Annotated in this window: 17 protein-coding genes; 11 read left to right on the top strand and 6 right to left on the bottom strand. The window is 71.6% G+C overall.

Annotation, left to right across the window (positions count from 1 at the left end):
• Positions 1 to 5 precede the first annotated feature (5 nt).
• From ENE75_RS21770 to gbd, 4 genes are all read right to left on the bottom strand, one after another.
• Positions 6 to 896 carry an ABC transporter ATP-binding protein gene (locus ENE75_RS21770; protein ID WP_128200626.1) on the bottom strand — a complete coding sequence of 297 codons (891 nt, stop codon included), beginning with the start codon at positions 894 to 896 and terminating at the stop codon, positions 6 to 8.
• A complete protein-coding gene (locus tag ENE75_RS21765; protein WP_128200624.1) occupies positions 893 to 1,246 on the bottom strand; it encodes a GntR family transcriptional regulator in 354 nt (117 codons plus the stop codon). The genes ENE75_RS21770 and ENE75_RS21765 overlap by 4 nt, the downstream gene beginning before the upstream one ends.
• 160 nt (positions 1,247 to 1,406) lie before the next feature.
• Positions 1,407 to 1,943, bottom strand: a complete 537-nt coding sequence (locus ENE75_RS21760) for a PEP-CTERM sorting domain-containing protein (RefSeq protein ID WP_128200622.1) — start codon at positions 1,941 to 1,943, stop codon at positions 1,407 to 1,409.
• A gap of 124 nt (positions 1,944 to 2,067) precedes the next feature.
• Positions 2,068 to 3,216, bottom strand: a complete 1,149-nt coding sequence (gene gbd / locus ENE75_RS21755) for a 4-hydroxybutyrate dehydrogenase (protein ID WP_128200620.1) — start codon at positions 3,214 to 3,216, stop codon at positions 2,068 to 2,070.
• Positions 3,217 to 3,346: 130 nt separating this feature from the next.
• Here gbd and ENE75_RS21750 point away from each other — a divergent pair, with 130 nt between their 5' ends.
• Together ENE75_RS21750 and ENE75_RS21745 are read left to right on the top strand one after the other, a co-directional pair.
• The gene (locus ENE75_RS21750) at positions 3,347 to 4,255 is read left to right on the top strand and encodes an alpha/beta hydrolase (protein WP_128200712.1); all 909 of its coding nucleotides are present in this window, start codon (positions 3,347 to 3,349) and stop codon (positions 4,253 to 4,255) included.
• Positions 4,242 to 5,099, top strand: a complete 858-nt coding sequence (locus ENE75_RS21745; RefSeq protein WP_128200618.1) for a YbgC/FadM family acyl-CoA thioesterase — start codon at positions 4,242 to 4,244, stop codon at positions 5,097 to 5,099. Before ENE75_RS21750 ends, ENE75_RS21745 begins: the two co-directional genes overlap by 14 nt.
• Here the strand turns inward: ENE75_RS21745 and ENE75_RS21740 are convergent.
• Both ENE75_RS21740 and ygfZ read right to left on the bottom strand, forming a co-directional pair.
• Positions 5,089 to 5,385 carry a DUF4936 family protein gene (locus ENE75_RS21740; RefSeq protein WP_158289044.1) on the bottom strand — a complete coding sequence of 99 codons (297 nt, stop codon included), beginning with the start codon at positions 5,383 to 5,385 and terminating at the stop codon, positions 5,089 to 5,091. The two genes, ENE75_RS21745 and ENE75_RS21740, sit on opposite strands and share 11 nt — an antisense overlap.
• A 37-nt stretch (positions 5,386 to 5,422) precedes the next feature.
• A complete protein-coding gene (gene ygfZ, locus ENE75_RS21735) occupies positions 5,423 to 6,319 on the bottom strand; it encodes a CAF17-like 4Fe-4S cluster assembly/insertion protein YgfZ (protein ID WP_233259205.1) in 897 nt (298 codons plus the stop codon).
• 22 nt (positions 6,320 to 6,341) lie between these two features.
• On the opposite strand from ygfZ, the gene mltG reads away from it, so the two are divergent.
• From mltG to ENE75_RS21695, 9 genes are all read left to right on the top strand, one after another.
• The gene (gene mltG / locus ENE75_RS25505) at positions 6,342 to 7,379 is read left to right on the top strand and encodes an endolytic transglycosylase MltG (RefSeq protein WP_233259204.1); all 1,038 of its coding nucleotides are present in this window, start codon (positions 6,342 to 6,344) and stop codon (positions 7,377 to 7,379) included.
• Positions 7,376 to 7,999 (top strand): dTMP kinase, encoded by a 624-nt coding sequence (gene tmk, locus ENE75_RS25500; RefSeq protein ID WP_233259203.1) that lies wholly within the window; start codon positions 7,376 to 7,378, stop codon positions 7,997 to 7,999. The genes mltG and tmk overlap by 4 nt, the downstream gene beginning before the upstream one ends.
• The gene (locus ENE75_RS21725) at positions 7,983 to 9,008 is read left to right on the top strand and encodes a DNA polymerase III delta subunit-related protein (protein ID WP_128200614.1); all 1,026 of its coding nucleotides are present in this window, start codon (positions 7,983 to 7,985) and stop codon (positions 9,006 to 9,008) included. The genes tmk and ENE75_RS21725 overlap by 17 nt, the downstream gene beginning before the upstream one ends.
• Complete coding sequence (locus ENE75_RS21720; RefSeq protein WP_128200612.1) at positions 9,005 to 9,373, top strand: PilZ domain-containing protein; 369 nt, start codon at positions 9,005 to 9,007, stop codon at positions 9,371 to 9,373. The genes ENE75_RS21725 and ENE75_RS21720 overlap by 4 nt, the downstream gene beginning before the upstream one ends.
• 50 nt (positions 9,374 to 9,423) lie before the next feature.
• Positions 9,424 to 10,218: a TatD family hydrolase gene (locus tag ENE75_RS21715; RefSeq protein ID WP_128200610.1), complete on the top strand. Its 795-nt coding sequence runs from the start codon at positions 9,424 to 9,426 to the stop codon at positions 10,216 to 10,218.
• Complete coding sequence (locus tag ENE75_RS21710) at positions 10,215 to 10,844, top strand: ankyrin repeat domain-containing protein (RefSeq protein ID WP_128200608.1); 630 nt, start codon at positions 10,215 to 10,217, stop codon at positions 10,842 to 10,844. The genes ENE75_RS21715 and ENE75_RS21710 overlap by 4 nt, the downstream gene beginning before the upstream one ends.
• A 108-nt stretch (positions 10,845 to 10,952) precedes the next feature.
• A complete protein-coding gene (locus ENE75_RS21705; protein ID WP_128200606.1) occupies positions 10,953 to 11,150 on the top strand; it encodes a hypothetical protein in 198 nt (65 codons plus the stop codon).
• Between the two features lie 77 nt (positions 11,151 to 11,227).
• Positions 11,228 to 11,995, top strand: coding sequence for a winged helix-turn-helix domain-containing protein (locus ENE75_RS21700; protein ID WP_128200604.1), 768 nt, complete (start codon positions 11,228 to 11,230; stop codon positions 11,993 to 11,995).
• A 175-nt stretch (positions 11,996 to 12,170) separates the two neighbouring features.
• Positions 12,171 to 12,956: a hypothetical protein gene (locus ENE75_RS21695; protein WP_128200602.1), complete on the top strand. Its 786-nt coding sequence runs from the start codon at positions 12,171 to 12,173 to the stop codon at positions 12,954 to 12,956.
• Positions 12,957 to 12,972 lie beyond the last annotated feature (16 nt).

Below are 12,972 nucleotides of genomic sequence, written 5' to 3'. Positions count from 1 at the left end.
GCGGTTCAGAACTGCGTGCGGTCCATCTCGGGCCGGCGGGTGAGGGCGACGAACAGGTCCACCAGACTGGGCCGCACGCGCTGGCCCAGGGCCTGCAGGTCGGCCGGCGGTTCGCCGTCGAAGAGCGCGGCGTGCGTGCGTGCACCGCTGCCCTGCAGCCGGTAGCGCAGCAGCGGGTGCGCCGCGGCCATCTGTTCGGCGGCACCCGCGTCGTGGCTCAGCGCCACGAAGCGCCGGTCCATGGCCTCCAGGCTGATGTCGAGCACGACCTTGCCCTCGTTGAGCATGATCACGTCCGACAGCAGGCTCTCGATCTCCTCGACCTGGTGGGTGCTGATCAGCACACTGCGCTCGCCGTCGCACCACTCGTCGATCAGCATCTCGTAGAAGCTCTTGCGCGACAGCACGTCCAGGCCGAGCGTGGGTTCGTCCAGGATCATCAGCCGCGCGTCGATGCTGGCGACCAGCGCCAGGTGGGCCTGCACCACCATGCCCTTGGACAGGTTCTTCACCTTGTCCGACGGGTTCACGCTGGTGCGGCGCAGCAGGGCACGGGCGCGCTCGGCCGAGAAACGCGGGTGCAGCGCAGCCATCAGCGTGATCAACTCCGACACCCGCGCCCAGCGCGGCAGGATGGCCACGTCGGGGATGTAGCAGGCCGACTGCAGCAGGGCCACGCGGTCGCGCACCGGGTCCATGCCCAGGACTGTCAGCGTGCCCTCGGCGCGCTTGAGGCCCACGAGGGCCTTCATCAGCGTGGTCTTGCCGGCGCCGTTGTGGCCCAGCAGGCCGACCACCCGGCCCTTGGGGATCGTGAAGTTCAGGTCGTCGAGCGCGGTCTTGGCGCCGTAGCGCACGCTCAGGCCGCTCGCCTGGACCAGCAGGTCCGTGCTCATCGGGGGTCCTCCCATGAGAGTTGTTCGGGTTGGATGTCCAGGCGCTTCAGGCGCTCGCGCAGCCGTGGCCACTCGTGATGCAGGAAACGTTCGCGTTCCAGGGCCCGCAGCTGTTCGCGCGCACCTTCACGCACGAACATGCCCAGGCCGCGTCGGCTTTCCACCAGGCCGGCATCGGCCAGCGCCTGCAGCGCACGGTTCACGGTCAGCGGGTTCAGCAGGTGTTCGCTGGCCAGCGTGCGCACCGAGGGCATGGCTTCGCCGTCGCCCGGCTGGCCGTCCAGCAGGCGCGCGGCCAGCAGGTCGGCGAGCTGCTGGTAGATCGGTTGTCGGTCGTCCCAGGTGGTCATCGGGTAGCGCCGGTGTGTTGGTGAGGTAGCACACCATATCGGCCCGCCCGGCAGCAAACCAGCGGCGTGCGACAGGCTGCATCGCCGCGCGACGAACTGCAGCGGCGCCCGCCCACGAAAAAGCCCGGCCTCGGCCGGGCTGTCGCTGGCGCGATGACGGTCAGCCCGCGCGACGCTGTCGGCGGGCCAGGCCGCCAACGGCCAGCAGGCCCAGGGCCATCAAGGCGTAGGTGCCCGGCTCGGGCACGGCCACCACGTTGCCGATGCCGCTGATGGTGTTGGTGTAGTCACCGAAGTCACTGTTGCCGAAGCCGGTGGTGACCAGCACGTAGGACACGCCGGCCGTCAGGGCCACGTTGTCGAAGCCGGACACACCGACGTTAGGGAAGTCGTCGTTGCCGGCCACGCCATTGCTCAGCGCAGCGCCCGGGTCGAAGCTGGGCGAGTACAGGAACAGGAAGTTGTCCCAGCCCGACGCCACGCTCAGGAAGGCGTAGTCACCGCTGTCGGTGACGGTGAACGCCAAGGTGTCGTAGGCCACGTTGGACCCGATGCCGGACAGCCCCGAAAAGTCCGAGAAGGCCCGGTTGTAGGTTGGTGCGCCGGTGGTGTCCCCACCATAGACGTAGTCCGCGGCCTGTGCGCCGGCAGCCACGAATGCGGCTGCCACGGCCAGCCCCAGTTTCTTCAATTGCATGCTTACTCCTCCAGGAATCGCTCGGCAGCATTGCCAGGGCGATCGACGCAATTTATGGACCGGGCTGTCCGGCGTCACGGGTCTGCCACCGTGAACCCCCGTGACCCAGGGGGCGGTCTAACCCTCAAAGGCTGGCCACCAGCATCGCCCGATAGTCGTCCCGTGTGGCCAGGCGCGGGTTGGTCTTGTGGCAGTGGTCGGCCATGGCACCGTCGATGATGCGCTCGAACGCGTCCTCGCCCACGCCCATCTCGCGCAGGCTGCGTGGCAGGCCCAGGCGGGCGTTCATGGCCTGCAGCGCTTCGGCCAGTTCCGTACCCCGGGCATCGCAGCCGGGCAGGCCGATGGCCTGCGCCATGCGCTGCAGGCGCTGGTCGCGCTGGATGGAGTCTGCCTCGGCGTTGAAGCGCACCACCGCCGGCAGGAACACGGCGTTGAGCGTGCCGTGGTGCAGCCGCGGGTTCACGCCCCCCAGGCTGTGGCTGAGCGAATGCACGCAGCCCAGGCCCTTCTGGAAGGCCAGCGCGCCCTGGGCGCTGGCGCTCATCATGTGCCAGCGCGCGTCGCGGTCGCTGCCGTCGCGGGTGGCGCGCTCGATGTGGGCCCACCCGCGCCACAGGCCATCCAGCGCGATGCCATCGGCCGGCGGATTGGTCGCCGGCGCCATGAAGGTCTCCATGCAGTGGGCGATGGCGTCCATGCCCGTGGCCGCGGTCATGATCGGCGGCAGGCCCAGCGTGAGTTCCGGGTCCAGGATGGCGGTCTTGGGCACCAGGTACCAGCTGTGGAAGCCGAGCTTTCGGCCGTCGTCGACGATGACGATGGCGCCGCGCGCCACCTCGCTGCCGGTGCCGGCGGTGGTGGGCACGGCGATCAGCGGCAGTACGCGGTCGGTGATCTTCGGGCTGCCGCCTTCGATGGTGGCGTAGGTCTTCAGCGGCCCCTCGTGCGTGGCGGCGATGGCCACGCCCTTGGCCAGGTCGATGCTGGAGCCGCCGCCCACGGCCACCAGGCCGTCGCAGCCTTCGCGTTGGAGCACGTCCACCGCGGCGCGCACGCCGGCTTCGGTGGGATTGGACGGCGTGCCGTCGAACACGGCGTGCGGCAGGTCACCGAGCGCGTCGCGTGCGCGCTGCAGCACACCGGCGTCACGCACGCCGGGGTCGGTGACGATCAACGGGCGGCGCATGCCATGGGCGGCGCATTCGGCCGGCAACGTGCGCACGGCGCCGAAGTCGATCTCGATCTGGGTGATGTAGAGGATGCGGCTCATGGTTCGAGTATCGGTCGCTCGTGGTGCTGGCGGCCAGCGCGACAACCCGGGCCGGGCCGTCACGGGCGCGACAACGCGATGCCTGCCGATAATCCCGGCGGTGACCCGGACCGCTTTGCTCACGCCTGCCATGCAGGCCCTGCTGGAACGCATCGCGCGCGCCAAGCGCCGCCCCTGGCATGCGATGACGCCGGCCGATGCGCGCGCGGCCTACCTCGCCGCCGCCGAGGTGCTGGAGCCGCCGCGGGCGCCCTTGCCGCGGGTCGAGGACCTGACGCTCGCCGGCCGGCCGGCGCGCATGTATGCCGCGTCAACCGCCGGTCCGTTGCCCACACTGCTGTACCTGCACGGCGGCGGCTTCGTGATCGGTAGCCTCGAAACCCACGACAGCCTGTGCCGGCAGCTGGCACGGCGCAGCGGCGGTGCTGTGGTGGCACTGGACTACCGGCTGGCGCCTGAGCATCCGTTCCCGGCCGCGGTGGACGACACCTGGGCGGCGCTGGCCGAACTGGCTGCGCGAGGAGACCGGTTGGGCCTGGACCCGACGCGCCTGGCCATCGGCGGCGACAGCGCCGGCGGCACGCTGGCCGCCGTCGGTGCGATCCATGCGCGCGACCAGGGTCTGCCGCTGGCGCTGCAGCTGCTGATCACGCCCGGCACCACGGCAAATGCCGACACGGCATCGCACCGCCTGTACGCCCAGGGTGTCCTGCTCGATGCGGCCGACATCGCGTGGTTCTTCGACCACTACGTGCCGCACCACCACCGCCGCGACTGGCGTTTCGCCCCGCTGGAGGCGGCCGACCTCGAAGGCGTGGCGCCGGCGTGCCTGCTGCTGGCCGAGTGCGACCCGCTCGTCGACGAAGGCCTGGCCTATGGCGACCGCCTGCGCGCGGCAGGCGTGCCGGTGCAGCTGGAGATCGGCCATGGCCTGACCCACGACTTCATCAAGATGGGCCGCGCGCTGAAGGAAGCCGCGGCCTTCCAGCAACTGGCGGCCGACGCCCTGAAGAAAGCCTGGCAGCATGAACCGCACTGATTTCCGATTTGCCGAGCGCCTGCGCGTGCGCTGGGTCGAGGTGGACCTGCAGAAGATCGTCTTCAACGGCCACTACCTGATGTACTTCGACACCGCCGTGGCCGGCTGGTGGCGGGCCATGGCGCTACCCTACGAGGCCACCATGCACGACCTGGGCGGCGACTTCTTCGTGCGCAAGGCCAGTGTGGAATACGAGGACTCGGCGCGCTACGACGACCAGCTCGAGGTCGGCATCCGCTGCGAGCGCATCGGCAACAGCTCGATGCTGCTGCGTGGTGGCGTGTTCCGCGACGGCCGGCTGCTGGTCAGCGGCGAACTCGTCTACGTGTATGCCGACCCGACCACGAAGCGCTCGATGCCGGTGCCGGGGCCGTTGCGCGAGCTGTTCCTGGGCTACGAGTCGGGCGAGCCGGTGCTCGACGTGCAGGTCGGCACCTGGGACACGCTGGGCCGGCAGGCTCAGCCGATCCGGCAGGCGGTGTTCGTCGACGAGCAGGGCATCCCGGCCGACCTGGAGTACGACGCCGCCGACGCGACCGCGGTGCATGCCGTGGCGGTCAACCGGCTCGGCCGCGCGGTGGCCACCGGGAGGCTGCTGGAGCACGCGCCAAAGGTGTCGAAGATCGGGCGCATGGCCGTGATCCGCGCCCTGCGTGGCGGTGGCGCCGGAGCCACGGTACTGCAGGCGCTGGTGGACACGGCCTGCGCGCGCGGCGACCGCGAGGTGCTGCTGCACGCGCAGGCGTCGGCCGTGGGCTTCTACCTGCGGCGCGGGTTCCGGCCGGTGGGCGAGGCCTTCGAGGAGGCCGGCATCCCGCACCAGGCGATGGCGGTCAGTCTCTGAATCCGCTGTCGGCGGGCAGGAAGGCCTCCACGTGCCGCTGCGCCGGCACGTGGCCGGCCACGGCGGCGTCGATGCGCGCCTGGGCCGCGGCGTCGATGCCGTCGGGGGCGGCGTAGGTCTCCATCACCGTGGCCGGCACGCCCGGGTCGCTGCGCTGCCACAGGCGCGCCTGCAGGCCGGGCCAGGCTGAGGCAAGCTGCGCCTGGGCGGCGCGCACCGCGGCCACGGTCGCCGGCAGGTCGCCGGCGTCGATGCGCCAGTAGACGAACAGCGCGCGCCCTGTCATGGCGTGTGCCCGATGACCGGTGGTCGCCGCCCCGTCGTCATTCGGCGGCAGGCAGCGCGTAGGGCTGGTCACCCAACCGCAGCAAGGGGCCATCGGGGCTGCCGGCGTGCAACCGTTCGTCGGTGGCGGCGATCTTCAGCTCCACCAGCGCCGCCGGTGCCATGCCCGCCGGCGCCGCCGCCAGGACCACGCGGCCAGCCGGCTGGTCGGCATCCGAAGCAGCGAACACGTCCTGTCCCGCCGCCAGCGCGCCATCGGCCTGCACCACATAGGCCCTGCGCTTGGTCGTGCCGCGGTACTGGCTGCGGGCAACGACCTCCTGGCCGGGGTAGCAGCCCTTCTGGAAGTTCACGCCGCCCACCAGTTCCCAGTTCACCATCTGCGGCACGAACTGCTCGCTGTTGGCGGCCACCACGCGTGCAATGCCGCTGCGCGCCTCCAGCCAGCGCCAGAGCTCCGGGTCCAGCGCAGCCGCCGCGGGCGAAGCGCCCGCCACCAGCGCGCGCCGCACACCGTTGACGGCCGGCAGGATCACGACGCGGTGGTCAACCACCTGCCAGTCGTCACCCGCCGGCACGGCGCTGCCGACCAGGCCATGCAGCGGCAGTTCGGCCGTGGCGTCGGTGAGCTTGCACTTGGCGCGCAGCACGAACATCGACAGCCGCTTCAGCGTGGCCGGCAGCACGTCGGCACTGCAGGCCAGCAGCAGGTCGCCACCGGCGTCGGCCCAGACCACGAAACTGGCCAGCAGGCGGCCCTTGGCGCTGCAGTAGCCGGCCAGGCGGGCGCGCCCGGGCTGCAGGCCCTGGATGTCCTGGGTCAGCTGGCCGTGCAGGAAGCTGCGGGCATCGTCGCCGCTGGCGCGGATCAGGCCCCAGTCGGTCAGAGGCATCGAGCCTTCGAGGGCGGAGAGGGCGGCAGGGGTCGTCGACATGCCCTGATTATCATTTCGTCCCATGGGCCGACGCGCGTCATGGATTCGCCGCACCGCCTGGGCCCTGGGGCTCGGCGTGTTGCTGGCCGCATTGCTGGCCGCCGCCGCGAGCTGGTGGGCCTGGCGCTGGCTGGATCAGCCGCTGCCGCTGCGCCAGCCGGTGGTCGAACTCTCCGTGGAGCCCGGCACGGCACCGCGCGCGGTGGCCGAGGCCTGGGTGCGTGCCGGCATCGACACCGACCCGCGCCTGCTGTTCGCCTGGTTCCGCCTGTCCGGCCAGGCTGCGCGCATCCGCGCTGGCAGCTACGAAGTCGAACCCGGCGTCACCCCGCGAACGCTGCTGGACATGCTGGTGCAGGGGCGCGAAGCGCTGCTCACCCTGCGCCTGCCCGAGGGCGCCACACTGCGCGAGTGGCGCGCTGTGCTGGCCGCGGCGCCGGACCTGACGTCGGCCAGCGCCGGCCTCGACGACGCGGCGCTGCTGGCCGCCGTGGGCGCGGCGGCCGACGGCCCGCGCTGGGCCGAGGGCCGGTTCTTCCCGGACACCTACGCCTACAGCCGGCGCGTCAGCGATCTGACCGTGCTGCGCCGTGCCTTCGCCGCCATGCAGCGCCACCTTCAGGCAGCCTGGGCCACCCGCGCGCCCGACCTGCCGCTGAAGACCCCCGAGGACGCGCTGATCCTGGCCTCCATCATCGAGAAGGAGACCGGCCGTGCCGACGAGCGCGCACTCGTGTCGGCGGTCTTCATCAACCGCCTGCGCATCGGCATGCCGCTGCAGACCGACCCGACCATCATCTACGGGCTCGGGGAGGCCTTCGACGGCAACCTGCGCAAGCGCGACCTGACCACCGACGGCCCCTACAACACCTACCTGCGTGGTGGCCTGCCACCGAGCCCGATCGCGATGCCCAGCCTGGCGTCGATCCAGGCGGCCCTGAACCCGGCCGCGAGCAAGGCGCTGTACTTCGTGGCCCGCGGCGACGGCAGCAGCCAGTTCAGCGAAACGCTGGACGCGCACAATCGGGCGGTGAACAAGTACCAGCGGGGCGGCCGGTGAACGCGCCGGGCCGATTCATCACCGCCGAGGGCATCGACGGGGCGGGCAAGACCACCCACCTCGACGCCGTGGAAGCCTGGCTGCGACAGCGTGGCCATGGCGTGCTGCGCACGCGCGAGCCCGGCGGCACGGCCCTGGCCGAGACCCTGCGCGAATTGGTGCTGCACCGCCCGATGGACGCGCTGACCGAGGCGCTGCTGGTCTTCGCCGCCCGGCGCGACCATCTCCAGCAGACCATCGAGCCGGCACTGGCGGCCGGCACCTGGGTGCTGTGCGACCGGTTCACCGACGCCACCTTCGCCTACCAGGGGCACGGCCGCGGATTCGACACCGGCGTGCTGGCCGCGCTGGAAACCTGGGTGCAGCAGGGCAGGCAGCCCGACCTGACGCTGTGGTTCGACGTCGACCCGGCCGTCGCCGCCGCCCGCCGCAGCGCCGTGCGCACCGCCGACCGTTTCGAAGCGGAGGACCTGGCCTTCTTCCGCCGCGTGCGCGACGGCTATGCGGCGCGGGCCGGCGCCGCGCCGGCCCGGTTCGTGCGCATCGACGCCGCCGGCGCCCCCGACACCGTGCGCCAGGCGGTGCTGGCTGCCCTGGAGACGCATGCCGCCACGGCCTGACACCCTGGTCGGGCCCGACGGCGCGCTGCCGCTGCCCTGGCTGGCGCCCGCCCTGGGCGCCGCCACCGGCCAGCGCGGCCATGCGCTGCTGATCGTGGCCGCGCCGGGTGACGGCGCGCTGGCCCTGTTGCGCACGCTGGCCCAGGGCTGGCTTTGCGAAGGCCCGGTGGTCGACGGCCGACCCTGCGGCCAGTGCGCCGCCTGCCGGCTGGTGCAGGCTGGCGCCCACCCGGACCTGAAGCAGCTGCTGCCCGGCGCACAGGCGCTGGCCCACGGTCTGGCCAGCGAAGAGGAGGTCACCAACGGCGGCAAGCGCAAGCCCAGCAAGTGGATCCTGATCGACGACGTGCGCGACACCCTGGCCTGGGTGGCCACCACGCGCTCGCGCGAACGCGGCAAGGTGATCGTGCTCCACCCTGCGGAGGCATTGCAGGGTCCCTCGGCGAACGCCCTGCTCAAGGCGCTGGAGGAACCGCCGGCCGGCGTGCGCTGGCTGTTGTCCTGCAGCGACCCGGAGCGCCTGCTGCCCACGGTGCGCAGCCGCTGCCAGCGTCTGGTGATGCCTTCGCCGGACACGCCCACCGCCGAGGCCTGGCTGAAGGGGCAGGGCGTGGCGGAGCCCGCGGCGCTGCTGGCGGCCTGTGCCGGCCGGCCGCTGGATGCGCTGGCGCTGCAGGTCGATGGCGTGGACGCCAGGGCCTGGGCCGCGTTGCCTGCCGCCCTGGCCCGTGGCCAGGTCGCCGCCTGGGCCGGCTGGCCGTTGACGCGCACGCTGGACGCGCTGCAGAAGCTCTGCCACGACCTTCTGGCGCAGGCCGCCGGTGCGCCACCGCGCTACTTCCCGGCATCGGCCCTTCCGGCCGCGCGGGGCGGCGTGGCGCCGCTGCTGGCCTGGGCCGCGGAACTCAACCGCGTCGTGCGGCAGGCGGAACATCCGTGGAACGAGTCGCTGCTGGTCGAGGCCCTGGTCGGTCGCGGACGTGACGCCTTGGCTACACTGAAATCATGAGCACCGCGCCCACGCCCGCCGCCGGCGGCCGCCCCAGCGTCATCCAGTTGGTCTTCCGCGAGAAGGGGGCGCTGTACGCCGCCTACATCCCGGCGCTGACCGACGGTGGCCTGTTCGTGCCGTCCACCCGCGACTACCGCCTGGGCGACGACATTTACCTGCTGCTGTCGCTGCCCGACGACCCGCAGCGCTACCCGGTGGCCGGCAAGGTGGCCTGGATCACGCCGGCCAATGCGTCCGGCGGCCGCACCCAGGGCGTGGGTGTGCGGTTTCCGAACGACGAGAAGACCCGCCAGCTCAAGATCAAGATCGAGGAGATCCTGGGCACGTCGATCTCCTCGGCCAAGCCGACCCAGACGATCTGACCGCGGTGGTGGCCTTGTGCCACCGCGGCCCGCCCCGGTTTCCCCGCCCGATGTACGTCGATTCCCACTGCCACCTCAGCTTCCCCGACTTCGCCGGCCGCATGCCGGAGATTCGCGCGGCGATGCACGCCGCCGGCGTGACCCGTGCGCTGACCATCTGCACCACGCTCGAGGAGTTCGAGCAGGTGCACGCCCTTGCCATGGCGCACGACGACCTCTGGTGCAGCGTGGGCGTGCACCCCGACAACGAAGGCGTGGCCGAACCGTCGCTGGACGACCTGCTCAGGCGCGCCGCGCGCCCGCGGGTGGTGGCCATCGGCGAGACCGGGCTCGACTACTACCGGCTCGACGGCCGCAGCGTGGCCGACATGGCCTGGCAGCGCGAACGCTTCCGCGTGCACATCCGCGCCGCGCGGGCCACCGGCCTGCCACTGGTGGTGCACACGCGCAGCGCCAGCGACGACACCGTGGCCATCCTGCGCGAGGAAGGCGAGGGCGCCGTGCGCGGCGTCTTCCACTGCTTCACCGAAACCCAGGCCGTGGCCGAGGCGGCCCTGGCCCTGGGCTTTCACATCTCGTTTTCAGGCATCCTGACCTTCCGCAACGCCGAGGCGCTGCGCGAGGTGGCACGCCAGGTGCCTTTGGAGCGCTGCCTGATCGAGACCGACAGCCCCTACCTGGCGCCCGTGCCCTACCGGGGCAAGACCAACCAGCCGGCCTATGTGCCCCACGTGGCCGCCGAACTCGCGCGGCTGAAGGGGCTGCCGGTGGACACGGTGGCCGCGGCGACCACGCGCAACTTCGAGCAGTTGTTCAGCCTGCCGGTCGTCGAGCACGCATCATGAGAATTCACTTCAAAAGTGCTGTCTATCTCGTTCTGGCTATTGGCATTTCTGTCGCCAGAGCCGACACGCCGGCGGACCTGTTCAAGGCCGTCGAGATCGATGCGCCGCATCTGGTGACCCAGGCGCTGGTGGCAGGCGTCGACCCCAACGTGCGCGACGACAAGGGCCAGGTCGCGCTCTTCGTGGCGCTGCGTGGCGAGTCGCTGCAGGCCGCCGAAGCCCTGCTGGCCCACCCGGGCACCGATGTCGACGCGGCCAATGCCAACGGCGAGACCCCGCTGATGATGGCCGCCCTGCGTGGGCAGTTGCCCTGGATGCAGCGTCTCATCGAGCGCGGCGCTGCCATCAACAAGAGCGGGTGGACGCCGCTGCACTACGCGGCCAGCGGGCCGTCGGTGCCCGCGGTGGAACTGCTGGTCGGCCGTGGCGCCGTGCTGGACGCGCGCTCGCCCAACGGCACCACGCCGCTGATGATGGCCGCGCGCTATGGCGCCATCGACGCCGCCGACCTGCTGCTGGCCAAGGGCGCCGACCCGGCGCTGCGCAACGAACGCGACCTCACGGCGGCCGACTTCGCCACCGCCGCCGGCCGCGAACCGTTGGCCCAGCGCCTCAAGCCACGCTGACAAGCGTGTCGGATTTCCGCTGACACGCAGGATGGCGGGGGGACGACTACACGGTCCCGTGTTGCTTGCCTACATTGGGCCATCACGTTCCTTGCAGGAGTGAGGCCCATGAAGACCGAAACGCTCGCCCACAACCCGTTCATGCTCATGCTCAGCCCGGAAGCCGTGCTGGCGGCCGTGGAGCGGTCCGAAAAACTGGGTCGACTGAACCGGCGCCTGTGTCACCCGCTGGACCGCCCGCAGCCGCTGACGCCTGATGGCCAGCCGCGCAGCGCCGCAGCCGACGCCGCCTCGCAGAACGACTGAATCCCCGCGCGCCAGCCGCGCTGGCTCGCCTGACATCTTCAGGTGGGCCTCATGCTGGCGTCGACCATCCGTAGGCGATGGTCGATCTCGAAGCCTTCCCCACCGAGCCCGCGTCGGACGGCCTGCGTGCCGCGCCTGGCGCGTGCCACCCGATCACGGACCCCGTCACGCTGGCGGGCGACGACCGTGCCTTGGCCGAGCGGCTGGCCGGTGAACTTCTGCCCTGCGGGATAGCCCTGGCACAGGTCCCACTGACCGGGCAGGCCGACGTTGGCCCCCTGCGCCTGACGGGCGGCGAGCCGGTCCTGGTCGACCTGGGGCGGCGCGCGGACCGGGCCCTGACCGCCATCGAACGCGCCCGCCTCGGCAGCGGCCAACGTGTGGTGCTGGCCCTGTGCGACCCCCATGACGTGGCGTCCGCGCAACAGGCGCTGGACGCCGGCGCCGATGACTTCTGCCTGCGCAGCGCCCCGGGGTGGGAGGTGCGCACTCGCCTGACGCGCCTGATTGCCCAGCGGGCGCCATCGGCGGACGCGGCGGTGCTGGTCGTGGGCGACCTCGAACTCGACACGCAGAGCCGCTCGGTGCGCCGACGTGGTCAGCGGCTCACGCTGTCCAGCCGACAGTTCGAGCTGCTGCGTGTGCTGATGCGCCATGCCGGCGAGATCCTCAGCCAGGCGCGGCTGATGGCCGAACTCGGGATCCCACAGGACGGGCAGCCGCGGGCGAGCAATCTCATCGAGGTGCATGTCTATCACCTGCGTCGCCAGATTGGCGACGGTCGCCTGAGCACCGTGCGGGGCCGCGGTTACGTGCTGCACGCCACAGGCAGCTCAGGCAACTGAACGTACATGAAGGGAAGTTCTTCCCAAAGTTTGGAAGATCGTTCCCGAAGTGAAGACACTTTCAACCCACCCCCCTGCGTCGACAGCGACCATGCCGAACGCATCGGCCACGGCGAGGTCCGCCGTCCGAAGCGCCGCATCGCCGTGGCGCGCCGATGTCGCCGTCCTGGCCTTGATGGTCAGCGCGATCGGTGCGGCGTGGTTCATCGCGCGCCAAGGCTGGCTCCGCCCGGCCGACGACGTCAGCTACCGCATCGCCATCGCGGGCGGCCTGATGATGCTGGCCGTCTTTCTCTACCCCCTGCGCAAGCACATCCGGGCGCTGGACATGCTGGGCGCCACCCGCTGGTGGCTGTGGGGGCACATCAGCCTCGGGCTGCTGGGCCCCTGGCTGATCCTGGTCCATTCCAGCTTCCACATCGGATCGCTCAACGCCGGCGTGGCGCTGTGGAGCATGGTGATCGTGGTGCTCAGCGGCGTCGTCGGCCGCTTCCTGCATGCCCGCGTGCACCGCGGGTTGCGTGGCGAGCGGACGACCCTGGATGACCTGCGCCGGCGCGCCGGTCTCGTCGAGGCCGAGGCGGTGGGCCGCCTGGACTTCGCCCCTGCCGTCGCGGCGGCCCTGCGCCGCTTCGAGCAGCAGGAACTGGCGGCGCCGACGCACGTGCTGGACATGTTCCGCCGCCTGATGTGGCTGCCCGTGCGGCAGACGGGCGTCGCCTGGCGCTGCCGCCGCCTGCTGCGCGACGCGACAGCACAGGAGCCCGACCTGGCACGCCGGCAGAAACTGCGCCTCGGCGGCGGCCGTCTCGTCGACCGCTACCTGGGTGCCGTGGTGCGCGTTTCGCAGTACGCGGCCTACGAGCGCGTCTTCGCGCTGTGGCACGTGGCCCACGTGCCCTTCGTGGTGCTGCTCGTCGTCAGCGCGGTGGTCCACGTGATCGCCGTGCATGCCTACTGAGCGCGAATCGAGCGCG

It is taken from the genome of Rubrivivax albus (assembly GCF_004016515.1).
Lineage (GTDB): Bacteria > Pseudomonadota > Gammaproteobacteria > Burkholderiales > Burkholderiaceae_C > Rubrivivax > Rubrivivax albus.
This window is presented reverse-complemented; position numbering and strand designations above follow the sequence as displayed.